Below are 21,750 nucleotides of genomic sequence, written 5' to 3' on the forward strand. Positions count from 1 at the left end.
GGTCAGGGCGTCGCGCCGCCGTCGGCGTTGAGGAAGCCCTCGAACTGCGGAACGGGTCGCGCTGCGGCCTCTGTTTCGGTTGCCGCCACGCCGTTCTCCTCGATATCGGCGATCAGCCATTCCATCTCGGCGATTTCCTTGCGCTGCGCCGTGATGATGCCGTTGGCCAGTTCCTGAGCGCGCTTGTCACGAATGTGCGCGCGCTCGGAGGTCAGGATAGCGATCGAGTGATGCGGGATCATGGCCGACATCCATTCGCTGTCGTCGATAGTTTCCTGGCTTCGCACGAGCCACAGGGAGCCCGCAAAAGTTGCCACGGCAACGCCGATGATGATCCAGTTCTTCCCGGTGTTCCGGTACATGCCCCACATGAAGATGAGCATGACCACGGCCATTGCCGCCCCCATGACGAACATCATCCAGAAGCGCGTCTCGCTCCAGAACACGTGCTCCAGTGCATAGGTGTTGAGATACATCAGGCCGAACATGACAAGGGTGGAGGTACCCACCATCGCCATGAATCGTTTGTAATTGCCTTCGTGCTGCTTTTCCTTGTCGGCCATTTTCGGCTCCCTCGGTCAATTCATTTTGCACCGGGACAACGGACAACCAGCGAAGAAGGTCCGATCAGGCCAAAAGCGGCTCGGCCAGCATCCATACGGCCATGCCGATCATGAACAGGTTCTCGGTCAGCGAGACGAAGCCCAGCGGGACATTGCTGTCTCCGCCGACGCAGGCGCACTTTAGCTCGCGCTTGTCGACATAGACCGCCTTGAACACGCTGACAGCGCCGATGGTACCGATGAACAGAGCGACGGGGATCGACAGCCAGTGCAGCACCTGCGCGGTCATCAGCACGCCTGCCAGCCCCTCGGCGAAGGGGTAGATGTAGCCGTAGGGCACCCAGCGCCGCGCCAGCAGGTCGTAGTTCAGGAACATGGTCGAGAAGGACTCGACATCGCGCAGCTTGAGATAGGCGAGCGCACACATGGAGAAGCTGACGAACCATTCGGCTGACAGGATCGACAGCGGCTGCTCCGTCGCCACGAAGGCCGCACCGAGCGCCATCAGGAAGGTCATCGCGAACAGTGCGATCACAGGTTTGTAGCTGGTGCCGCCCTTGTTGACGGTCTCGCCGAAATGGGCGCGCAGGTCGGTATAGCCGCCGATGCGTTCGTCCCCGATCCAGGCCTGCGGCGTGGTCTTCACATCATGCTGGCGCTTGAACGCGTCGGTCTCCTCGCGCGTGGTCAGCGGGTGGTCCTCTACCGTGAAGCCCTTGCTTTCGAGCAGCCACTTTGCCTTCAGGCCGGAGGGGCAGAGGTGGTCGGGCATGACCATGCGATAGAGTGTGGCGGTCCTGGTACTCACTTGCGAGCCTTCTCGAACAGGTCCACCAGTTCGGCGAACTTCACGCGCTGCTCTTCCTCGTCACCGGAAGCGATGGCGGAGGCGACGCAGGAATCGGCGTGACGTTTCAGTACCTGTGTCTCCACCTTGGCGAGCGCCGACTTGATCGCCTGCAGCTGGGTCAGGACCTCGATGCAGTATCGATCGTTCTCGATCATGCGGGCCACACCCTGCACCTGGCCGGCAATCCGGTTGAGCCGGTTTACCGTCGCCTTGTCTGTTGTTGCAGTCGTCTGATCGACCATAGACCAAATACCTTCTTCACATACCCCTGGGGGGTATCTATATGGCCTGCATATGCTGAACGACAAGCCGAAATTGCCTTCGCTCTCCCGCCGCGGCCTGATGCAGGGATCACTGTCCCTCGCCGCCGCTGGCCTCGCCGTGCCCGCATGGGCGCGCGGCCAAACGCTCACCCACGCGCGCCGGGGCTTCGGCGAACTGTCGGGCGACGTCATCGACCTCACCGTCGGCGAGCACCACTTCTCCACGGGGGGCCGCAGCGGCCACGCGATCGCCATCAACGGCTCCATCCCCGGCCCGCTGATTCGCCTGCGCGAAGGGCAGGACGTGACGCTCAACGTCACCAACAACCTGGCCGAGGACACCTCGATCCACTGGCACGGGCTGCTGCTGCCGTTCCAGTTCGACGGCGTGCCCGGCGTCAGTTTCCCCGGCATCCGTCCGGGCGAGACCTTCACCTACCGCTTCCCGGTCCGCCAGACCGGCACCTACTGGTGGCACTCGCACTCCGGCCTGCAGGAACAGGTGGGGCACTACGGCCCGCTGGTTATCGAAAGCGAGCACGCGCACCACATGCCGGACCCGCGCTACGACCGCGACTATGTGCTGCTGCTGAGCGAGTTCACCCCGCGTCACCCGCACGACATCGCGCGCATGCTCCACGTGGGCGAGCACTACTTCAACCGCCAGATGACTACCGTGGGCGATGGCTCGCTGACGCTGGAAGAGCGGCTGATGTGGGGCGCCATGCGGATGAACCCGCGCGACATTTCCGACGTGACGGGCGACACCTACACCTACCTCGTCAACGGGCACGGCCCGGCCGACGACCTCGAATTCATGTTCACCCCCGGCGAGGCCATCCGGCTGCGGATTATCAACGGCAGCGCCATGACCTTCTTCAACGTGCGCATTCCCGGCGTGGAGATGACGGTGATCGCCGCCGACGGACAGGAGGTCGATCCCGTCACGGTCGACGAATTCCAGATCGGCACCGCCGAGACCTACGACGTGATTATCCGCCCCGGCGACGGCAGCCATGCCTTCGTTGCCGAGGCGATGGACCGGTCGGGCATGGGCATTGCCAGCATTACCTCGCACGCCGGCCACCGCGCCACGCCGCCGCCGCTGCGCGAGCCGGTGACGCTGACCATGGCCGACATGGGCATGGGAGCCATGGATCACGGCGCGCACGGTGGCATGGACATGGGCGGTGCGGACGCCGGTGAAGGCGGCATGGACCATTCGATGCGCGATGCCTCGCTGCTGCCCGACAGCGTCGACCTCAACGCCGGCGTGGACATGGTTGCGCCGATGCCGGTCGACCGGATGGACTTCCCCGGCCTCGGGCTCGACACGGTCGACCACCGGGTGCTGCGCTACACCGACCTGAAGGCCGCCAATCCCAACCCGCACCGGATGCCGGAGCGACAGCTCGAAATCCACCTGACCGGCAACATGGAACGCTACATGTGGTCGTTCGACGGCAAGCAGTTCAACGCCGTCACCGACGATCCGATCCGCTTCGGCTTCGACGAGCGGGTGCGGGTGAAGCTGGTCAACGACACCATGATGGCGCACCCCATCCACCTGCACGGACACTTCTTCGAACTGGTCAACGGTGCGGGGATGATGAACCAGCCGCTCAAGCACACGGTGATTGTCCAGCCGGGCTCCTCGGCAACCTTCGACCTGACGGCCAACGAGCCGGGCGACTGGGCCTTCCACTGCCACCTGCTCTACCACATGCACGCCGGGATGATGCAGACCGTGACAGTCCGACCCTTCCCGGAGGGAGAAGGCTGATGCGCGCACTTCTGATTGCTTCGGCCGCGCTGGTCGCCACTCCTGCCATGGCACAGGACCACGGCGACCATTCGCAACACACCCCGGCGCCGACGCCAGCGCCTGCCCCAGAACAAGCCCCGGCTCAGACGGAAGACCACTCGCAGCATGGGGCGATGGATCGCGGAGCCATGGATCATTCCACGATGGATCACAGTGCCATGGACCACTCACAAATGGACCACGGGCAGATGGATCACAGCCAGATGGACCATTCCGCCATGGACCACGGCATGGAGATGGTTATCCCCTCCGGCCCGCCACCCGCGCGCGCTTTCGAGGGCCCCGAGCATGCGGCGGACCTCTTTTTCGATCCGCAGGACATGGCCGCAGCGCGCGCCTACAACCACGCATCACACGGCGGCACGTCGACCGGCACCGTGCTGGTCGAACGGCTGGAAGCGCAGCTGGCCGACGGACACGACACCTATGTCTGGGACGTAAGCGCCTGGTACGGCACGGGCACCGACAAGATCGTGTTCAAGTCCGAAGGGGAAGGCGAATTCGGCGGTTCGGTCGAAGAGGCCGAAGCGCAATTGCTCTGGGGCCATGCCGTGGGGCCGTGGGTCGACCTGCAGGTGGGCATGCGCGTCGATGCGGAGCCCGACACCACTGCCCACGCCGTCGTCGGACTGGCAGGCCTTGCGCCTTATAACGTGCACTTCGATCTCGCCGCCTTTGTCTCCGACGAGGGCGACCTGACCGCGCGGATCGAGGCCGAGCACGACATGCGCCTGTCGCAGCGACTGATCCTGCAACCGCGCGTCGAGGCAGAGATCGCCGCGCAGGATATTCCCGAGCGGGATATCACGGCTGGCTTCTACCACGTCACCGTGGGCGCCCGGCTGCGCTACGAGATCGCCCGCGAATTCGCGCCCTATATCGGGGTCGAATATGCCACCGGCGACGAGCCGGACCGCGTCGCCTTGCTGCTGGGCCTGCGTACCTGGTTCTAGGCGGCTCCCATATTTCTGGCACTGGGTCCGCACTGATGTAGCGCTAGAATGGGGGCATGACCGATAAGCCCACCAAGACCCGCAACAACTGGTTCCTGTTCGTGCCGCTGGTGCTGCTGAGCATGGTATTCACGATAGCCGGCGCGCTGCTGGCCTATTACCTGTTCACCGACCAGCTGGGCTACGAAGGCGGCAAGTCCGGCATCATCTACCTCGGCGGCGCGGTAGGCGGTTTCACAGTGACCTCGCCGCTGTGGTCGCTCTACCGCAGGCGCTACCCCAAGGCTTCCGCCAAGGGATAGGCGCTGTGCGATTGGATCGGGCGGCGACCAGCCGACCGCAAGGCCGACCGGCCGCCCGCAGGTGCCCCGCAGCGGAGCGGAGGGAACAGCACCGAGGACGCTCCGGCGGAGGCCGGAGCGCTCAACAAAAGTTACCCCCCGTTGCGGCTGCGTTCTGCGGCTTCCACTTCCTCTGCGGTCCAGGTCACCGGGTACTGCGTCTGCGGGTTGAACACGCTGTCGCGGTAGCTGGCGGCTTCGGCGGCAGCGATCTCTTCGGCGGTCAGGAACTCGCTCGGTTCGAGCGCGAAGACATCCAGCCCGCGCGCAATCTCGGTCGCGTAGATGCGGCCGTTGTACCAGTAAGCGGACCAGTAACCGCCGGTCACCAGCTGGTCGGCATCGATCGGGCCGCGGTCGAAAAAGGCGATCTCGAACGGGTTGGTCGGGTCCGTGAAGTCGATCACCGAAACGCCGCCCTGGTACCAGGCCTGGACGAACACGTTGCGCCCCGGGACCGGGATGATCGAGCCGTTGTGCGCGACGCAGTTTTCCTTGTCGCCCTGCGGTGCCGGCAGCTTGTAGGTGCCGCGATATTCCAGCTGGCCGTCGACGATGGCGTAGAAGGCATTGGCACCCCAGTTGCGCGGATCGGTGGCCTGGCAACGCGGACGGCCCCCGCCGCCCCATTCGTCGGTGAACAGCACGACGTCGCCGGTGTTGTTGAAGGTGGCCGAGTGCCAGTAGGCAAAGCCCGGATCGACCACTTCGTCCATGCGCGTCGGGTTCAGCGGGTCGGAAATGTCGAAGATGATGCCATTGCCCGAACAGGCCCCCGCCGCGATGTTGAGCGAGGGAAAAACGGTGATGTCGTGGCACTGGTCGGTCCGGCGGGTGTCCTGGGTCTGGTCACCATGGTCACCGCCGGCCCACAGGCCGGCGAGGCGGCCGGTTTCGGGATCGGCAAAGACGCGCGGAGACGAGACGATGCGCGCCGCGCCCGGATCGGCCAGCGGGATTTCGATCACGTCGATGGAGAACAGCGAAGTGCGGGTGTCGCCCGGCACGTCGCCCACGCAGAACGACAGCTCTTCCTCCTCGCGCACCGAGCCGGTGCCGGAGTTGTAGACGATCAGGCTGGTGTCGGTCTGCTGCACGATCGAGTGCGTGTGGCTGCCGCGGCAGGTCTGCACCTGGCCCACCTGGCGCGGAGCGCGGATGTCGGTGATGTCGAAAATGCGCAGGCCGCGGAAACGGTCCTCGCTGACGCGCTCGGTCACGCCTTCGAGGCCGCAGTCCGTACGGCCGCGCGTCTCCTCGACGCTCATGATCAGCAGGTTGCCCGCGATGGAGACGTCGCCCTGGCCGCCGGGGCAGACCACCGAGCTGACCAGCGTCGGCACGCCGTCTTCGCCCAGAGTGTAGGCGTTGAAGCCGTGGTAATTGCCCGCCACCATCAGGTCTCCGGCGAAGGCGATGTCGGTATTGGCAAAGCTCAGCAGGCCGGAACGGGTGGCGTAGCGGCGTTCGGGCTCTTCTTCCGGATCGGCTTCGGCAATGTCTTCGGCGTCGTCCAGGGCCATCTGCGCCATGTGCGCAGCGTGGTCGGCATGATCGCCGTTTTCGCCGCCCGCTGCCACCATGGCCGCGTGGTTGGCATCGACAGCGCTTTCGGTCTCGGCCTCGTCTTCCTCGTCGTCGGTGATTTCCGGACGCAGCGAAGCGGGGTTCTCCGGATCGAAGAAGCCCGCCGGCTTGCGCAGGAAGGCCACGTGGCGCAGGTTGGAAATGGCCTCGCCCGCATCGAAGACGCCCGCCGTCAGCACGGCACGGGGATCGTCGGACAGGCTGGCGAGAATGGCGTTCATGCGCTCGATCTCGGCGTTCTGGTCGTTCTCCACGTCAGCGGTGAACTGGTACATCACCGGATCGGCGGCGGTGCCGCGCTGGCTGTGCAGCACGTCGACCATGTAGACAGCGCCCTGGTGGTGGTGGACCATCAGTTCCAGGAACAGCCGGTCGAAGGCCGTGCCGCGCGCGGCTTCCAGCTGCGCCATCTGCTCGGCCGTGGCCATGCCGCGCATCCCGGCGTGATCGGTGTGACCCATGCCCGCCATTTCCACCAGCTCGCCGCGATCGGTCAGCCAGCCGCGCATGAAGTCCATCTCGTCGACCTGCGAGGCCTCGATGCGGCCCGCAACGGCGAGGATCTCGGGCGTATTGGTGCGGTCCGCGACCAGCTCCGCCATGTCGACGGCCTGCTGGTGGTGCACGATCATCCCCTGCATGAAGGAGACGTCAGCCGAGGAATAGGAATTGCGCGCCAGGGCAAGTGCCTGTTCTTCGGTGATCGTGCGCGGGGCCTCGCCCACCCCGCCGGGCTGCACGATGACGGCTTCCTGCGCCGAGACACTGGCTGCGCCGGCCATCAGCAGGGCGGTGATCGAACTGCCCATGGCGAGGCGATGACGAGAGTGGCGGAGAATCATTGGCAAGGCTTCCCGAATTTTGGTTTGTCCCGAAACCATAGGCCCTGCGCCATGCCCGTTCGTCAAGGATGGACCTTGGACCAGTCGCCGCTTGCCGTAGACACCGCTGCCCTATAGCCTGCGCATCGAGGGAAAATGGAGAGGACAACCATGCGCACCATGATCATTGCCAGTGCAATGCTGCTCGGCCTGTCGGCTTGCGGCGGGGATGCTGAGGAAGCACCACGGGCACACGAATATACGGCAGCCGAATATGCTTCGGCGGTTACCGACATTGCGCGGTCTGACGATTTCGAAACCGACGCCACCCGCCAGCCGGGCGAGCTTCTGGCCTTTGCCCAGATCGACCGCGGCGACGTGGTAGGCGATTACATCATGGGCGGCGGCTACGTCACGCGCCTGCTGGCGATCGCCGTGGGCAGTGACGGCAAGGTCTATGCCTTCCAGCCGGAAGAATTCATCGGCTTCCGTCCAGAATATGCCGAAGAGCAGGACGAAACCGTGCGCCGCTATGCAGATGCCGAGGGCAATCCGGTCAACGTCTTCCCGCTGCGCGGACCGATCGCGGAACCGGGCTGGCCCGAACCGCTCGACGTCATCATCACGGTGATGAACTTCCACGACCTGTACATTTCGCAGATGCCCGAAGGCACGGCCGATGCGGCCATCGCCATGCTCTACGATTCGCTCAAGCCCGGCGGCGCGCTGGTAGTGGTGGATCACCTGGCGGCAGAAGGCGGCGGGGCGGAAGCGGCGGACCAGCTGCACCGCATGGACCGCGAGATGGCGCTGACGGCGCTGACCGATGCCGGGTTCGAGCTGGAGGCAGAGAGCGATCTCTACTCCCGGCCTGATGATCCGCGCGACGCCAATGTCTTCGATCCGGAGATCCGCGGCCAGACCGACCAGTTCGCCTGGCGCCTGCGCAAGCCCGAGTAGAGGCGCTTTTCCGGCACCTTTGCCACTTCCGCACGTTGACTGGGAAACCACCGACGAGAGGAGAACCGAACCGTGAAAGTACCCCACAAGGCCCTTGTCGCCCTTGCCGATGGAGAGCACTTCGTCGTGCTCCGCAATGACGGGCAGATCCTCGACCCCAAGCTGACCAAGGTTGCCGAGCCGGACGTGGAGGCGACCAATTTCAGTGCCGGCGTCAGGCACCAGGACCATGTCGGGCAGCGCATCGGCGCCACGGACCTGAGCGAGTTGGCGCACGGCGCTGCGGTTGCCGAATGGCTGAACGCCAAGGCCATTGCCGGTGACTTTGACGACCTGGTGATCATCGCCGACCCCAAGACGCTGGGCGAGATGCGGCGGCACTACCATGTCGAACTGAAGAACCGGCTGGTGGCGGAGATCGACAAGACCCTGACCGGCGAACCGCTGGAGCGGATCGAAAAGGCCCTCGCCGACGCTTGAGGAGGCGCAGGAGGGCACAAATCGCCCTCCGCACCGTCCAAAAACCTCGAATCACCGATATTCCGGCGCGGCTCGTCGCGCATGGATCGCCATTGCGCGAGTGATTAAGCATTTGCTAAGTACGATTCAGGCAATGTCGTGACATGGATAGATCAGTGATCGGACGAATTCTTGCTCCCCTCGCCCTGGCCGCAACGGCGCTGACGGCTTCGCCTGTACATGCACAGCAGTTCGAAACCGTCTTTGACAGCACCTTCGGCACCGAAGTGCGCGAGCCGCGAGATTACTCACCCGAATACCGCGACCAGTTCGATCTCAACATTGCCCAGCTTGCCGAAGGCAGCGACGGGCGCATCGGCGTCCACGCGGTAGACCTGGCAACGGGCCGGACGATCTCGGTGCTGGGAGACCAGCGCTTTCCCATGGCTTCGACCAGCAAGATCGCCATTGCCGCGACCTACCTTGAAATGGTCGATCGCGGTGAGCGCAGCCTGACGAGCGAATACCCGCTGCTGTGGGCCGTGCGTTCGCAGCGCTTCTCCAGCGCCGCCGCCCCGGTGCGCGAAGGCGAATACATGAGCGCGCTCGACCTGATCGACCTGATGATCACGCGCAGCTCCAACCCCGCCACCGATGCCCTGCTGGCCGCTATCGGCGGCGTCGACCCGGTAAACGACTGGGCCCGCCGCGCGGGCCTCGAGGATTTCACGCTGACCCGCGACATCGCCACCCTGGTGCGCGACGACGGCGAATTCGACCCGGCAGTCCATATCGACGAACGCGACAGCGCCACGCCCGAAGCCATGGTGGAACTGCTGTCCGGCCTCTACCAGGGCCGCTGGCTCTCGGCCTCCAGCCGCGAAGTCATCATCGATGCCATGGAGCGGTGCCGTACCGGTCGCCGCCGCATCCCGGCGCTGATGCCGGACAACGTCACCGTGGCGCACAAGACCGGCTCGCTGAACAATACCTCCAGCGACATCGGCATCCTCACCGCGCCCGATGGCCGCTCGATCGCCGTGGCGATCTACGTAACCGGCCAGGGCAGCCGCCCCAACCGCGAGGCCCGCATCGCCTCGATCGCGCGCGCCATCTACGATGGCTATGCCGAGGAAGCCCAGCGCAGCTTCGCCAATGCCGAATACGGCAGCGGCAACGGCTCGGCGCGCTGATCTCCTTCACGACATTCCCGGCCCGCCGACATCCACGACGAGCATAGAAAAAGGGCGCGGCCATCGCTGGCCACGCCCTAATTCTGTAAAACCTAGAAGGCTGAACCGATTATTCGGCTGCTTCTTCCATGGTATCTTCAGCTTCTTCCACGGCTTCGTCAACCATTTCAGCGCCTTCTTCAGCCATTTCAGCGCCTTCTTCCATCATGGCTTCGCCTTCGGCCATGGTGTCGTCAGCGACAGATTCCATGTCGGCTGCAGTTTCTTCGGTGGCGTCTTCAGCAGCTTCTTCCGAGCAAGCGGCGAGCGACAGAGCAGCGCCGGCGGCGGCTGCAACGAGAATGATCTTACGCATAGGAATAAACCCCTTGAATTGCGATAATATGGGAGAAGCTAATGCCCGTCCCGGAACCAGCCCTTCCGCCAGTTCTGCTTGCCCAAATAAGGCCACAATTGGGCAAGCGCAAGGAAATTGTGGCGCAAATGCGGCCAAACGATTGCGCTGAGGTTAACCGATCATTGGTGCTTACCCATGGCGGAAACGCGTGGTAACCCGCGCTTATGTCAGACAAGCAGCACCTCTACCTGGTCGATGGCTCCGCCTATATTTTCCGCGCATATCATAGGCTTCCGCCGCTGACAAACCCGGAGGGCACGCCGGTGGGCGCGGTCTATGGCTATACCACCATGCTGTGGAAGCTGGCGGAGGATCTGGACAAGGCAGACGGCCCCACCCACCTCGCCGTCGTGCTCGACAAATCGGGCAAGTCGTTCCGCAACGAAATCTATCCGGAATACAAGGCGAACCGCCCTCCGGCCCCGGAAGACCTTGTCCCGCAGTTCCCGTTGATTCGCGATGCCACCCGCGCTTTCAGCCTGCCGCTGATCGAGGAACCCGACGTCGAGGCGGACGACATGATCGCCACCTATGCCCGCGCCGCGCAGCGCCAGGGCTGGGACGTCACCATCGTCTCTTCCGACAAGGACCTGATGCAACTGGTGGGTGAAGTGGACGGCGCCCGCATCGACATGCTCGACACGATGAAGAGCAACCGCATCTATATCCCGGAGGTCGAGGAAAAGTTTGGCGTCGCGCCAGAACTGGTGGGCGATGTCCTCGCGCTGATGGGGGATTCGGTCGACAACATCCCCGGCATCTTCGGCGTCGGCCCCAAGACGGCGAGCAAGCTGATCGCCGAACACGGCAACCTGACAGCAGCGCTGGATTCGGCCGGGGAGATGAAGACCTCCAAGCTCAAGGAGCGGCTGCTGGAACACCGCGCCGATGCCGAGCTGAGCCGCGTGCTGGTGACCCTGAAGGAAGATTGCGACCTCCCCATGCCCCTGGAAGAGTTCAAGCTCGACGGCGTTCCGCCCGAGCCGCTGGCTGCCTTCCTTGAAACCCACGGCTTCAACAGCCTGCTCAAGCGGCTGGGCGCAGGCACAGGCAGCCCCGAGCGAGCGAACAACCTCAACCCCGCCAAGGCCGAACGCGCCGGGGCGGAAGCCTCGCCTGACGGCAATGTGCAGGACTTGCCCGAATGGCCTGCCGTGGACCGGTCGGCCTACGAATGCGTGCAGACCATGGAACGGCTGGAGCACTGGATCGAACGCGCCTTTGCCGCACGGCTGGTGGCGGTCGACACCGAGACCTCGAGCCTCGATGCCATGCAGGCGGACCTCGTCGGCTTCAGCCTGGGCCTTGGCCCCAATGATGCCTGCTATGTCCCGCTGGGCCACTTCAGCGGGGCCGGGGGCAGCGACGACATGTTCGCCGAGAAGCCGCAGCAGGTCGACCGCGAGGCTGCGATAGCCGTGCTCAAGCCGCTGCTCGAAAGCGACGCGGTCATCAAGGTTGGGCAAAACATCAAGTATGACCTCAACGTGCTTGCCCGCTGCGGCATCGAGGTCGCCCCCGTACACGATACCATGGTCATCAGCTTCGACATGGATGCCGGCCGGTCCGAAGACGGGATCGGCGGCGGACACGGCATGGACGAGCTGGCAGCACGCCATCTCGGCCACACCTGCATGAAGTTCAAGGATGTCTGCGGCACCGGCAAGAAGGCGATCTCGTTCGGCGAGGTACCGCTCGACAAGGCCACGCAATATGCTGCCGAGGACGCCGACGTCACCTGGCGGCTCTACCAGGTACTGCACCGCCGCCTGCCGCTGGATGGCGCGACGCAGGTCTACGAGCGGGTCGACCGCCCGCTGATCCCCGTGGTCGCGGGCATGGAGCGCGAAGGCATCAAGGTGGATCGCGCCGCCCTGTCGCGGCTGAGCGAACAGTTCGCCGAAACCACCGCGCGGATCGAAGGCGAGATCCACGAGGAAGCGGGCGAACAATTCACCATCGGCAGTCCCAAGCAGCTGGGCGAAGTGCTGTTCGAAAAGATGGGATACAAGGGCGGCAAGAAGGGCAAGAGCGGCCAGTATTCGACCGACCAGTCGGTACTCGAACGCCTGGCGATCGAAGGCGCGACCATCGCCAACAAGGTGCTGGAATACCGCCAGCTGTCGAAGCTCAAGTCGACCTATACCGATGCCTTGCAGGAAGCGATCAACCCCGACACGGGCCGCGTGCACACCTCCTATTCGCTGGTCGGCGCGCAGACCGGACGCCTGTCCTCCACCGATCCCAACCTGCAGAACATCCCCATCCGCACCGAGATCGGACGCGAGATCCGCAAGGCCTTCGTGCCGGAAGAGGGCAACGTCCTGCTCGCCGCCGACTATTCGCAGATCGAGCTGCGGCTGGCCGCACACATGGCCGACGTGCCCGAACTGAGGGAAGCCTTCGCCAACGGCGAGGACATCCACGCCCGCACGGCCAGGGAAATGTACGGCGAGGTCGACCGCGACACGCGCGCCAAGGCCAAGACCATCAACTTCGCCATCCTCTACGGCATCAGCCGTTGGGGCCTGGCGGGCCGCCTGGGTATCGAATCCGACGAGGCGCAGGAGTTGATCGACACCTATTTCAAGCGCTTCCCCGGCATCCAGTCGTACATCCATGCCACGCTGGAGAGCGTGCGGTCCAAGGGCTATTCGGAGACGCTGTTCGGCCGCAAGACGTGGTTCCCGCGCATCAATTCGAAGAACCAGGCCGAGCGCCAGGGCAGCGAGCGTGCAGCGATCAACGCACCGATCCAGGGCACCAGCGCCGATATCATCAAGCGGGCCATGGCGCGGATGAAGCCGGCTTTGGCTGACGCTGGTCTCGGGCACGTGCGCATGCTGCTGCAGGTGCATGACGAACTGGTGTTCGAACTGCCCGAAGGCGATGTCGCAGCGGCCTCGCCGGTGATCGAGAAGGTCATGGCCGAGGCTGCCGAACCCGCAGTCACGCTTTCGGTACCGCTGGGAGTCGAGATCGGCACGGGAGAGAGCTGGGATGCCGCGCACTAGCCCCCCTTGCAGGCCAGCCTGCGCGGCCATAGGTCCGAACCATGTTTGAACCCTACGATCCCCGCAACTGGACCATCGAGTGGGAACAGCTGGGCGTCGCTTCCGTCGGCGTGGTGCTGGCCGTGGCCGTCGCCTACGTGGCCTACCGGATCCTGTTCGCACTGGTGGTCCGCCTTGCCAGGCAGTCGGATTCGCCCGTCGACGACCTGATCCTGCAGCGCATCCGCCACCCGATCAAATGGTCGCTGATTGCCCTCGCGGTCACCATCGCCGCGCAGCGTGACCCGCTGCTGGCGCAATACTGGGAGCCGGTCGGCCAGTTCCTGCGCCCGGCCTTGCTGGGCTGGATCGCCTATTCGTTGGTCAAGGCATTCACCGCCGTGCTCGAGTTGCGGCTGGACCAGGCAGTCGATCCGGTGGCCGTGCGCAGCCGGCGCACACGCATCTCGATCCTCTCGCGCACCGCGACCTTTGCCATCATCTTCATCACCGTCGGACTGATGCTGTTCGCCATTCCGACCGTGCAGAATATCGGCGCAACCCTGCTGGCCTCGGCCGGTCTTGCGGCGCTGGCCATCGGTGCCGCGGCGCAGCCTGCGCTCAAGTCGCTGATCGCCGGGCTGCAGATCGCCATTACCGAGCCCCTGCGACTGGGCGACCTGGTGGTGATCGACGGACACACGGGCAGGGTGGAAGAAATCCACATGGCCTTCATCATCGTGCGCACCTGGGACGAACGCGCCGTGGTGGTTCCCACCGCACAGGTGCTGGACACCAGCTTCGAGAACTGGTCGCGCAAGAACGAAGAGTTGACCGGGCCAGTCTACCTGCACCTCGATCCGATTGCCGACGTCGATCCGATCCGCGCCGAGTTCGAACGCTTCGTGGGTGGACACGAGCTGTGGGATGGCCGCGCCGTGCAGTTGCTGATGACCGAAGCCTACCCCGAAAGTGTCGAACTGCGCCTGTCGGTCAGCGCGCGCACCATCGGCGACCTGTGGAACCTGCGCTGCGCCGTGCGCGAACACATGCTGGCATGGCTACGCAAGGAACAGCCCGATGCGCTGATCCGCCACCGGCTGGAAGTGCCCGGCGGGCATGAGAAGGCGGGCGAAGCTGGCGGGCCTGGTTAGCTTTTCGCTCCGACCTCCGCGTGAGCGAAAAACAAGCTAATGCTTACTGTCTCGCGTGCTTTCCACCATGCCTTCGGAAATGAAACCGATCGGTCGCACTTCCATGGCGCGCTTCTTCAGCTCGCCTTTCATCTTGCGGTACTCGGCTTCCATCTTGGCGGTCACCGTGGCGCGCGAATCCTTCAGTGCTTCGGTGAAGTCTGCCGCGCTCACCGTATCGGGCGCACCGTCGGAGCGGCGGATGGCGTTGAGGCCCGCGCGGCGGACCACGTCTTCAAGGTCCGCACCGGTGAAGCGTTCGGCTTCCTTGGCCACGTCAGCCAGCGAGACGTCGTCCGCCAGCGGCATGTCCTTGGTATGGATATTGAGGATGTGCTCGCGTCCGGCAAGGTCCGGTGCGCCGACATAGACCAGCTCGTCGAACCGGCCCGGACGCAGCAGCGCCGGGTCGACCAGCGTCGGGCGGTTGGTCGCACCGATCACCACGATCGATGACAGCTCCTCCATCCCGTCCATTTCGGCGAGGATGGTGTTGACCACGCGCGCCGTCACCTGCGGCTCGCCCGCGCCGGTGCCGCGCGCCGGGACGAGCGAATCGATCTCGTCGATGAAGACCACGCAGGGCGCCACGGCACGCGCGCGGGCGAACATGCGGGCGATCTGCTGCTCGCTCTCGCCATACCACTTGGACAGGAGGTCGCTCGACTTGATCGAGATGAAGTTGGCTTCGGCCTCCTTGGCCACGGCCTTGGCCAGCAGCGTCTTGCCGGTGCCGGGCGGACCATAGAGCAGGAAGCCCTTGGCCGGGCGGATACCCAGCCGCTCGAAGGCCTGCGGGTTCTTCAGCGGCAGTTCGACGCCTTCCTTCAGCGAGGCAATGGCATCGTCCAGCCCGCCAAGATCGCTCCAGCCGACCTTGGGCGTCTGGACCATGACCTCGCGCATGGCCGACGGCTGCACGCGCTTCAGCGCTTCGCGGAAGTCGTCCTTCTCTACGCAGAGCTCTTCCAGCACCTCGGCCGGGATCTCGCGCGCGTCGAGGTCGATCTTCGGCATGATCCGGCGCACGGCCTCGATGGCGGCCTCACGCGTCAGCGCGGCAAGGTCCGCCCCGACAAATCCGTGCGTCGAGCGCGCCAGCTCCATCAGGTCGACACCTTCGCCCAGCGGCATGCCGCGGGTGTGGATCGCCAAGATCTCGCGGCGGCCCGTCTCGTCGGGCACGCCGATCACGATCTCGCGGTCCAGGCGTCCCGGGCGGCGCAGGGCCTCGTCGATGGCGTCGGGACGGTTGGTGGCCGCGATTACCACCAGGTTGGCCCGCGCCTGCAGGCCGTCCATCAGTGTCAGCAGCTGGGCGACCAGCCGCTTTTCCGCCTCGCCGGAGACGCGCTCGCGCTTGGGCGCAATCGAATCGATCTCGTCGATGAAGACGATGGCGGGCTGGCTCTTCTCGGCTTCCTCGAACACTTCGCGCAGGCGCTTTTCGCTCTCGCCATAGGCGCTGCCCATGATCTCCGGCCCGTTGATGGTGAAGAACTCGGCATCGCTTTCGTTGGCCACGGCCTGCGCCAGGCGCGTCTTGCCGGTACCGGGCGGGCCGTGCAGCAGCACGCCCTTGGGCGGGTCGACGCCGAGGCGGGTGAACAGCTCGGGATAGCGCAGCGGCAGTTCGACCATCTCGCGCAAGGCCTTGATGGTCTCGTCCATGCCGCCGACGTCGTCATAGTTGATCATGCCGCGGGCATCGCGCGGTTCTTCGAACTCGGCGCGCAGCTCGACTTCGGTGTCCTCGTCGATGTGGACCACGCCCTTGGGCACGGTTGAGATTACCTGCAGGCGGATCTGCGTCAGGGCATAGGCAGGGGCGTTGAACATGCGGCGCACTTCGGGCGGCACGTTCTGCACCGGCTGCTGGCCGTGCGTGGCGACAAGATCGCCCGCCGTCAGCGGATGCTTGAAGAACACGCGCTTGAGCGCTTCGGTCGGCCCCTGCAGGCGCATTTCGCGGCGCGCGGGAGCAAAGACCACGCGGGTGGCGGGCTTGCTCTCGGCGCGGCGCACCATGACGTGTTCGCCCGAGGCGGTCTCGGCATTGGCGCGCTGCAGCCCGTCCAGGCGGATCACTTCCAGCGCCTCGTCTTCGGGATAGGCCGTTGCCGCCAAGGCCACGGTGGCGCGCTTGCCTTCGATCTCTACCGCGTCACCTTCGGTGATGCCAAGCGCCTGGAAGGCCGAACGCGGCATGCGCACGACGCCGCGGCCCGATTCTTCCTGCCGCGCCGCAGCCACCTGCAGCCTGACCGTACCGTCCTCGACCTTTGCTGCGTCCGCGTCTGCCATGCGTGCTGTCGTCCTCTCTTCTCGGGGTCTTGGGCGGACCTAGGAAGCCGCACCACCTATTGCAAACCACTGACGGCCTGCGCGAGGGATCGGAGCGAGGCAAGAAAAAAGGCCCGGTCGTTGCCGACCGGGCCTTGAAAGTTTTGGGAGAGGATGCCTGAAAGGCAGGGAGAGATATGCTTGGGGCCGCCCGATTCCGCAAGTGCGAAAAGAGCATGATTTGTTGCACAAAACGCAATAGTGATCTTTTTCTGTTGTTTTGCAATGGATTGTGGGCTGACAACCGTGTTCGTTCCATTGCAACCATGCCCTTCCTCTGCAGCGAGCCAGCATCTCTATTGCAATGCAGCATGCATAGGTTTGGCAGGTGACAGCAAGGCTGCATGGCTTTAACACCGGCAAGCAAGAAACTGAGCGAGACCCTGAGGACTTATATCATGCAGAAACTTTTTCCTTCAGCCGAAGCCGCGCTCGATGGCCTGCTGAAGGATGACATGCTGATCGCTGCCGGCGGCTTTGGCCTGTGCGGCATTCCCGAACGCCTGCTCGGCGCCATCCAGGCCAGCGGCGTGAAGAACCTCACCTTCGCCAGCAATAACGCCGGGATCGACAACGAAGGGATCGGCAAGCTGCTGCGCAGCAAGCAGGTGAAGAAGATGATCTCGTCCTACGTCGGCGAGAACAAGGAATTCGAACGGCAATACCTCTCTGGCGAGCTGGAGGTGGAGTTCTGCCCCCAGGGCACCCTGGCCGAACGCATGCGCGCCGGCGGCGCGGGCATTCCCGGCTTCTACACCAAGACCGGCGTCGGCACCCAGGTGGCCGAGGGCAAGGAAGTGAAGCAGTTCGACAAGGGCGACGGGCCGGAGGATTTCATCCTCGAAAAGGGCATCTTCGCCGACCTGTCGATCGTGAAGGCGTGGAAGGCGGACGAGACGGGCAACCTGATGTTCCGCAAGACCGCGCGCAATTTCAACCAGCCTGCCGCCACCTGCGGCAAGGTGTGCGTGGCCGAGGTGGAAGAGATCGTGCCGGTCGGATCGCTCGACCCTGACTGCATCCACCTGCCCGGCGTCTTTATCAACCGGATGGTGGTGGGGGCGCCCTACGACAAGAAGATCGAGTTCGTAACGACGCGAGAACGCGAGGAGGCGTGATGCGGAGGAACAACCGGCTCAAGCAAGCCCTGCTGCTGGCCGGCACGGCGGTCAGCCTGTCCGGATGTATCGCGGCGGCGGCCATTCCCATCGTTGCCGGTGCCGGCGGCATCGTGCGCAGCGGTGTCGAGGGTCGTGAAGCCAATCCGGCTGGTGAGCCGGTGGCCGACGGACGCGTGGAGATCCAGCCGGTACCCGCCCCTTCTCCTACGCCGGAACCGGCCACATTGTCGGCCCCGGAGCCTGCACTGGCAGCAGCCACGCCGCCTGCCCCGACGCCCGCGTCACCCGAGCCGGAACCGGAACCCCGTCCGTCTTTCTCCATGCTCGAAACGCCAGCCCCGTCGCCTGCTCTGCCGCCTGCTCCCGAGCCGGAGCCTGCCACGCCTGCACTTGCGACCGTCGAACCCCTGCCCCAGACTTCGGCCCCGCCGCCTGCCACGCGCAACCAGTCGGAACCGGTAATCGTGATGACGCTGGCGGATGTACCGCCCGCGCCGAGTCCCGCGCCTGCACCGACGCCGGACCCCGTGCCCGAACCGGAACCGCAAGCTGCCACGCTCGCCGCTGCCGAACCCCCAGTCGAACCGCCCGCCCCGGCACCCGAACCATCGTCGGAGCCGGAGCCCGGGTCGGCCGAACTGGCAGCTGCCGAGCTGCCCGCCGTACCGCCAAGCAATCCCGCTCCGGAACCGGCGAACGAAACGCTGGAAACAGCCTTCGCCGACTTGAGCGAGCCCGAGCCCGAGCCGGAACCGGCTCCCATGCCCGCTCCTGCTCCGGAACCCGCACCCGCAGAGCTGGCCGAGGTCGAACCTGAACCAGCGCCAGCTCCCGCTCCGGCAGCCATGCCAGAGCCTGCACCCGAGCCGGTCGAACTCGCGGTGGCCGAACTGCCCGCCGTACCGCCGGGCGAGCCACCTGTAAGCATGCCCATGCCAACTCGCGCACCTGCTCCAGCTCCGGTGCCCGCCCCGCAACAGGCCGAACTCGCGCCGGTCGAGCCGCCAGTCGCGCCGGCCGAATTGGCCCCGGCGGTCGAACCCGGCCAGGGGCTGGTCGGCTATGCCGCGCTGCGCAGCTATGCCCTGCGCACGCTGGGGGGTGGCTTGCCGCTACCCTCGGCCATGCTCGCCGATCCCACGACCCTGCAGCCGGTGCGCCGCGAATGCTCGGGCAATTCGCCCACCATCGTGATCGACCTCGATCCGGCGGGCGGCCTCGTGCCGCTGGCGGGCCCGCTGGGCATCAACAACGCCCTGGCCGGTATCCTGCGGGAACTTCGCGCCCGCGATGTCAACGTGGCCTGGATCACCGATCGCACCCCGCTCGACGCGCGTGCCGTGCGTGACCGGCTGGTCGCCTCCGGCCTCGATCCGGACTCGCGCGATTCGATCTACGTCGAACGCTATCCGGGTGAGACCAAGCAGGCCCGCCGCGAATCGATCGGGCAGACCAGCTGCATCATCGCGGTGGCCGGTGACGAGCGCGCCGATTTCGACGACCTCTACAACTACCTGATCGACTACAGCGACGCCCGCGCGCTGGAGCCGATGCTGGGGTCCGGCTGGTTCATCATCGACAACCCGGTCGGGGAGTAACCGCGCACCTATGGTCGCCCGCCTGCCAGCCTGCCTGCTGATACTGGCTGCAACCGGCTGCGCCTCCGTGCCGGCCGGCGCGCCACTGGTGCATACGCCGTGGCTGGGCCTGCAGTTCGAGCAGGCGGATGGCGAAGTCCGAATGTCGCGACTTAATGATCTCATGACGGACGTGTACCTGTCGCGCACGCCGTTCACCGTGGTCCTGCCGGTTCGCACGGATAATGACACCTACCGCGTAACCGCCTGGACCGACCCCTCGATCTTCACCGAAGCTGATCCCGACAGCCGCAGGATCCAGAGCCGCGACAACGGCGTGCCCTTCTACTTCAGCGAAGCGACCGGCATGGCCGACACTGCGGCAGGTTCGGGCACCCTGTTCATCAACGACGAAGGCCACCATTTCCTCAACGGATTACGGCTTGGTCCCGAGCGCGACCGGCACACCTTCAATGTGTCGAGTATGCTCTATCTCGGCAACGACGAACGCCGCGAATACCCCGTCAGTGTGCAGTCCGACCGACTCTACCTTGTCGCCTGGTTCGACGATGACGAGGACGGCTCGATGGACCATGGCGAATACGAATTCCTGATCCTCCACTTCAACCGGCCTGTCCGCCAGGCCGCCAACCGCTAAGACCCGCAAAGGAAAGACAGATGCCCTGGACCCGTGACGACATGGCCGCCCGCGCCGCCCGCGAGCTGGAGGACGGATTCTACGTCAACCTCGGCATCGGCATCCCGACGCTGGTGGCAAACCACATCCCGGACGGCATGCACGTGACCTTGCAGAGCGAGAACGGCATGCTCGGCATCGGGCCGTTCCCCTACCCGGACGAGGTCGACGCCGACCTGATCAACGCGGGCAAGCAGACCATCAGCGAGCTGCCCAATACCGCCTATTTCGACAGCGCCACCAGCTTCTCGATGATCCGCGGCGGGCACATCGACCTCACCGTACTGGGCGCAATGGAAGTTTCCGAAGGCGGCGACATCGCCAACTGGATGATCCCCGGCAAGATGGTGAAGGGCATGGGCGGCGCGATGGACCTGGTCGCCGGCGTGAAGAAGATCATCGTGGTGATGGAGCACACTTCCAAGCACGGCGATCCCAAGTTCATCCCCGAATGCACCCTGCCGCTGACCGGCACCAACGTGGTCGACATGATCATCACCGACCTTGCCGTATTCCAGCGGCCTGATCACGACAGCCCGTTCAAGCTGGTCGAACTGGCTCCCGGCGTCAGTGCCGAGGAAGTGGCCGAGAAGACCACCGCGCACTACGTCAGCTAGGCCACGAGCCGGGAGGATGCGGCGATGGGCTATGTGCTGATCACTGCCAACCGCAACTATTCCAGCTGGAGCCTGCGGCCCTGGGTGCTGATGAAGGCGCTGGGGATTGGTTTCACTGACCGGATCGAGCCCTTCACCAAGGCGGTGAACTGGGACGAGTTCCGCAAGTTCTCGCCTGCCGGACAGGTGCCGGCCTTGCGTGATGGCGAGCGGACCGTGTGGGATTCGCTCGGCATCGTGCTCTACCTTGCAGAACGGCACGCGGGTGTCTGGCCCACGGACGAGGCCGCGCGCGCCTTCGCGCAGTGCGGGGTGGCGGAAATGCACGGCGGTTTCTCTGCCCTGCGGGGCCAGTGCCCGATGAATGTCGGCGTGCGGGTGCAGATGCCGCCGCACGATGCGGCGCTGGCCAAGGACGTGGCGCGTGTCCGCGAGCTGTTCGAGGAGGGACTGCACCGTTTCGGCGGACCGTGGCTCGCCGGGCCGGACTTCACCGCACTTGATGCCTTCTTCGCCCCGGTCGCCTACCGCGTACGTACCTTCGGGCTCGATGTCGGGCGCGGCATGGCCTGGGTTGAGCGTGTGCTGGCACATCCAGCCATGCAGGAATGGGAGCAGGCCGCGCTCGCCGAGACATGGCGCGAAGTGAGCCACGAAGCCGAGATCGGCGCGGTCGGGACGTTGGTCGAGGACCTGCGTCAGTCCTGACCTTCCGCCCGCTGGCGGATCACCTCCAGCACGTTGGCCTGGATATCGCCGAGGAAGAGTTCGCCCCATAGCGCGGCATAGCCGTTGAAGTGCGTCTGCGCGGCATAGGTGGTGTGGAGACGCAGCAGGTGCCGACCGTCCGGCAGGCGTTCCAGCTCGTAGCCGCCGGTTTCGATGCGCATGTAGGGGCCGTCGGGCCGCCTGAGCGGATAGCGCTTTCCTAAGCGGCACCGCGCATGGCCAACGCATGGCCATGTCGCGGTGCCGTTCGTTCTTGCCAGTTTTCCGC

General features: G+C 65.1%; 20 protein-coding genes. 13 read left to right on the forward strand and 7 right to left on the reverse strand.

Annotated elements, in window-relative coordinates; all coding sequences use genetic code 11:
- Positions 1-2: 2 nt before the first annotated feature.
- The 3 genes from AAEO60_RS13055 to AAEO60_RS13065 all read right to left on the reverse strand — a co-directional run bounded on the left by AAEO60_RS13055 (position 3) and on the right by AAEO60_RS13065 (position 1,655).
- The gene (locus tag AAEO60_RS13055) at positions 3-563 is read right to left on the reverse strand and encodes a DUF305 domain-containing protein (protein WP_341674147.1); all 561 of its coding nucleotides are present in this window, start codon (positions 561-563) and stop codon (positions 3-5) included.
- 64 nt (positions 564-627) lie between these two features.
- Positions 628-1,341: a MauE/DoxX family redox-associated membrane protein gene (locus AAEO60_RS13060; RefSeq protein ID WP_341674691.1), complete on the reverse strand. Its 714-nt coding sequence runs from the start codon at positions 1,339-1,341 to the stop codon at positions 628-630.
- Positions 1,342-1,367: 26 nt separating this feature from the next.
- Complete coding sequence (locus AAEO60_RS13065; RefSeq protein WP_341674148.1) at positions 1,368-1,655, reverse strand: metal-sensitive transcriptional regulator; 288 nt, start codon at positions 1,653-1,655, stop codon at positions 1,368-1,370.
- 52 nt (positions 1,656-1,707) lie between these two features.
- On the opposite strand from AAEO60_RS13065, the gene AAEO60_RS13070 reads away from it, so the two are divergent.
- From AAEO60_RS13070 to AAEO60_RS13080, 3 genes are read left to right on the forward strand one after another with little or no spacing between them, the layout of a single operon-like run.
- Positions 1,708-3,459: a copper resistance system multicopper oxidase gene (locus AAEO60_RS13070; RefSeq protein WP_341674149.1), complete on the forward strand. Its 1,752-nt coding sequence runs from the start codon at positions 1,708-1,710 to the stop codon at positions 3,457-3,459.
- Positions 3,459-4,454: a copper resistance protein B gene (locus AAEO60_RS13075; protein WP_341674150.1), complete on the forward strand. Its 996-nt coding sequence runs from the start codon at positions 3,459-3,461 to the stop codon at positions 4,452-4,454. Before AAEO60_RS13070 ends, AAEO60_RS13075 begins: the two co-directional genes overlap by 1 nt.
- A gap of 56 nt (positions 4,455-4,510) precedes the next feature.
- A complete protein-coding gene (locus AAEO60_RS13080; RefSeq protein ID WP_341674151.1) occupies positions 4,511-4,756 on the forward strand; it encodes a hypothetical protein in 246 nt (81 codons plus the stop codon).
- 131 nt (positions 4,757-4,887) lie between these two features.
- Here AAEO60_RS13080 and AAEO60_RS13085 read toward each other — a convergent pair whose 3' ends face one another.
- Entirely contained in the window at positions 4,888-7,224 is a 2,337-nt protein-coding gene (locus AAEO60_RS13085) for a DUF305 domain-containing protein (protein WP_341674152.1), read from the reverse strand.
- Between the two features lie 150 nt (positions 7,225-7,374).
- On the opposite strand from AAEO60_RS13085, the gene AAEO60_RS13090 reads away from it, so the two are divergent.
- The 3 genes from AAEO60_RS13090 (at position 7,375) to AAEO60_RS13100 (ending at position 9,815) form a co-directional block, all read left to right on the forward strand.
- Positions 7,375-8,163: a class I SAM-dependent methyltransferase gene (locus AAEO60_RS13090; RefSeq protein ID WP_341674153.1), complete on the forward strand. Its 789-nt coding sequence runs from the start codon at positions 7,375-7,377 to the stop codon at positions 8,161-8,163.
- A 72-nt stretch (positions 8,164-8,235) separates the two neighbouring features.
- The gene (locus AAEO60_RS13095; RefSeq protein ID WP_341674154.1) at positions 8,236-8,643 is read left to right on the forward strand and encodes a baeRF12 domain-containing protein; all 408 of its coding nucleotides are present in this window, start codon (positions 8,236-8,238) and stop codon (positions 8,641-8,643) included.
- A 143-nt stretch (positions 8,644-8,786) separates the two neighbouring features.
- Positions 8,787-9,815 (forward strand): serine hydrolase, encoded by a 1,029-nt coding sequence (locus tag AAEO60_RS13100; protein ID WP_341674155.1) that lies wholly within the window; start codon positions 8,787-8,789, stop codon positions 9,813-9,815.
- A gap of 109 nt (positions 9,816-9,924) precedes the next feature.
- On the opposite strand, the gene AAEO60_RS13105 is transcribed toward AAEO60_RS13100, so the two are convergent.
- Entirely contained in the window at positions 9,925-10,266 is a 342-nt protein-coding gene (locus tag AAEO60_RS13105; protein ID WP_341674156.1) for a hypothetical protein, read from the reverse strand.
- A 110-nt stretch (positions 10,267-10,376) separates the two neighbouring features.
- Here AAEO60_RS13105 and polA point away from each other — a divergent pair, with 110 nt between their 5' ends.
- Positions 10,377-13,226, forward strand: coding sequence for a DNA polymerase I (polA, locus tag AAEO60_RS13110; protein ID WP_341674157.1), 2,850 nt, complete (start codon positions 10,377-10,379; stop codon positions 13,224-13,226).
- Between the two features lie 41 nt (positions 13,227-13,267).
- Positions 13,268-14,359 carry a mechanosensitive ion channel family protein gene (locus AAEO60_RS13115; RefSeq protein ID WP_341674158.1) on the forward strand — a complete coding sequence of 364 codons (1,092 nt, stop codon included), beginning with the start codon at positions 13,268-13,270 and terminating at the stop codon, positions 14,357-14,359.
- Between the two features lie 36 nt (positions 14,360-14,395).
- Here AAEO60_RS13115 and AAEO60_RS13120 read toward each other — a convergent pair whose 3' ends face one another.
- A complete protein-coding gene (locus AAEO60_RS13120; protein WP_341674159.1) occupies positions 14,396-16,702 on the reverse strand; it encodes a CDC48 family AAA ATPase in 2,307 nt (768 codons plus the stop codon).
- Between the two features lie 437 nt (positions 16,703-17,139).
- Here AAEO60_RS13120 and AAEO60_RS13125 point away from each other — a divergent pair, with 437 nt between their 5' ends.
- From AAEO60_RS13125 to AAEO60_RS13145, 5 genes are read left to right on the forward strand one after another with little or no spacing between them, the layout of a single operon-like run.
- Positions 17,140-17,859, forward strand: a complete 720-nt coding sequence (locus AAEO60_RS13125) for a CoA transferase subunit A (protein WP_341674160.1) — start codon at positions 17,140-17,142, stop codon at positions 17,857-17,859.
- Complete coding sequence (locus AAEO60_RS13130; RefSeq protein ID WP_341674161.1) at positions 17,859-19,460, forward strand: hypothetical protein; 1,602 nt, start codon at positions 17,859-17,861, stop codon at positions 19,458-19,460. The genes AAEO60_RS13125 and AAEO60_RS13130 overlap by 1 nt, the downstream gene beginning before the upstream one ends.
- Positions 19,461-19,470: 10 nt before the next feature.
- Positions 19,471-20,097, forward strand: coding sequence for a hypothetical protein (locus AAEO60_RS13135; RefSeq protein WP_341674162.1), 627 nt, complete (start codon positions 19,471-19,473; stop codon positions 20,095-20,097).
- Between the two features lie 20 nt (positions 20,098-20,117).
- Entirely contained in the window at positions 20,118-20,753 is a 636-nt protein-coding gene (locus tag AAEO60_RS13140; protein ID WP_341674163.1) for a CoA transferase subunit B, read from the forward strand.
- 24 nt (positions 20,754-20,777) lie between these two features.
- Positions 20,778-21,461, forward strand: a complete 684-nt coding sequence (locus tag AAEO60_RS13145) for a glutathione S-transferase family protein (protein ID WP_341674164.1) — start codon at positions 20,778-20,780, stop codon at positions 21,459-21,461.
- Here the strand turns inward: AAEO60_RS13145 and AAEO60_RS13150 are convergent.
- The gene (locus tag AAEO60_RS13150) at positions 21,452-21,643 is read right to left on the reverse strand and encodes a hypothetical protein (RefSeq protein WP_341674165.1); all 192 of its coding nucleotides are present in this window, start codon (positions 21,641-21,643) and stop codon (positions 21,452-21,454) included. The genes AAEO60_RS13145 and AAEO60_RS13150 overlap by 10 nt on opposite strands.
- Positions 21,644-21,750 lie beyond the last annotated feature (107 nt).

It is taken from the genome of Aurantiacibacter gilvus (assembly GCF_038289935.1).
Taxonomy (GTDB): Bacteria; Pseudomonadota; Alphaproteobacteria; order Sphingomonadales; family Sphingomonadaceae; genus Alteraurantiacibacter; species Alteraurantiacibacter gilvus.

What these genes read in the sequence shown, in the direction of transcription:
- AAEO60_RS13055 (WP_341674147.1), bottom strand. Translation starts at nt 563, where the DNA reads ATGGCCGACAAGGAAAAGCAGCACGAAGGCAATTACAAACGATTCATG.
- AAEO60_RS13060 (WP_341674691.1), bottom strand. Translation starts at nt 1,341, where the DNA reads ATGGTCATGCCCGACCACCTCTGCCCCTCCGGCCTGAAGGCAAAGTGG.
- AAEO60_RS13065 (WP_341674148.1), bottom strand. Translation starts at nt 1,655, where the DNA reads ATGGTCGATCAGACGACTGCAACAACAGACAAGGCGACGGTAAACCGG.
- AAEO60_RS13070 (WP_341674149.1), top strand. Translation starts at nt 1,708, where the DNA reads ATGCTGAACGACAAGCCGAAATTGCCTTCGCTCTCCCGCCGCGGCCTG.
- AAEO60_RS13075 (WP_341674150.1), top strand. Translation starts at nt 3,459, where the DNA reads ATGCGCGCACTTCTGATTGCTTCGGCCGCGCTGGTCGCCACTCCTGCC.
- AAEO60_RS13080 (WP_341674151.1), top strand. Translation starts at nt 4,511, where the DNA reads ATGACCGATAAGCCCACCAAGACCCGCAACAACTGGTTCCTGTTCGTG.
- AAEO60_RS13085 (WP_341674152.1), bottom strand. Translation starts at nt 7,224, where the DNA reads ATGATTCTCCGCCACTCTCGTCATCGCCTCGCCATGGGCAGTTCGATC.
- AAEO60_RS13090 (WP_341674153.1), top strand. Translation starts at nt 7,375, where the DNA reads ATGCGCACCATGATCATTGCCAGTGCAATGCTGCTCGGCCTGTCGGCT.
- AAEO60_RS13100 (WP_341674155.1), top strand. Translation starts at nt 8,787, where the DNA reads ATGGATAGATCAGTGATCGGACGAATTCTTGCTCCCCTCGCCCTGGCC.
- polA (WP_341674157.1), top strand. Translation starts at nt 10,377, where the DNA reads ATGTCAGACAAGCAGCACCTCTACCTGGTCGATGGCTCCGCCTATATT.
- AAEO60_RS13115 (WP_341674158.1), top strand. Translation starts at nt 13,268, where the DNA reads ATGTTTGAACCCTACGATCCCCGCAACTGGACCATCGAGTGGGAACAG.
- AAEO60_RS13120 (WP_341674159.1), bottom strand. Translation starts at nt 16,702, where the DNA reads ATGGCAGACGCGGACGCAGCAAAGGTCGAGGACGGTACGGTCAGGCTG.
- AAEO60_RS13125 (WP_341674160.1), top strand. Translation starts at nt 17,140, where the DNA reads ATGCAGAAACTTTTTCCTTCAGCCGAAGCCGCGCTCGATGGCCTGCTG.
- AAEO60_RS13130 (WP_341674161.1), top strand. Translation starts at nt 17,859, where the DNA reads ATGCGGAGGAACAACCGGCTCAAGCAAGCCCTGCTGCTGGCCGGCACG.
- AAEO60_RS13135 (WP_341674162.1), top strand. Translation starts at nt 19,471, where the DNA reads ATGGTCGCCCGCCTGCCAGCCTGCCTGCTGATACTGGCTGCAACCGGC.
- AAEO60_RS13140 (WP_341674163.1), top strand. Translation starts at nt 20,118, where the DNA reads ATGCCCTGGACCCGTGACGACATGGCCGCCCGCGCCGCCCGCGAGCTG.
- AAEO60_RS13145 (WP_341674164.1), top strand. Translation starts at nt 20,778, where the DNA reads ATGGGCTATGTGCTGATCACTGCCAACCGCAACTATTCCAGCTGGAGC.
- AAEO60_RS13150 (WP_341674165.1), bottom strand. Translation starts at nt 21,643, where the DNA reads ATGCGCATCGAAACCGGCGGCTACGAGCTGGAACGCCTGCCGGACGGT.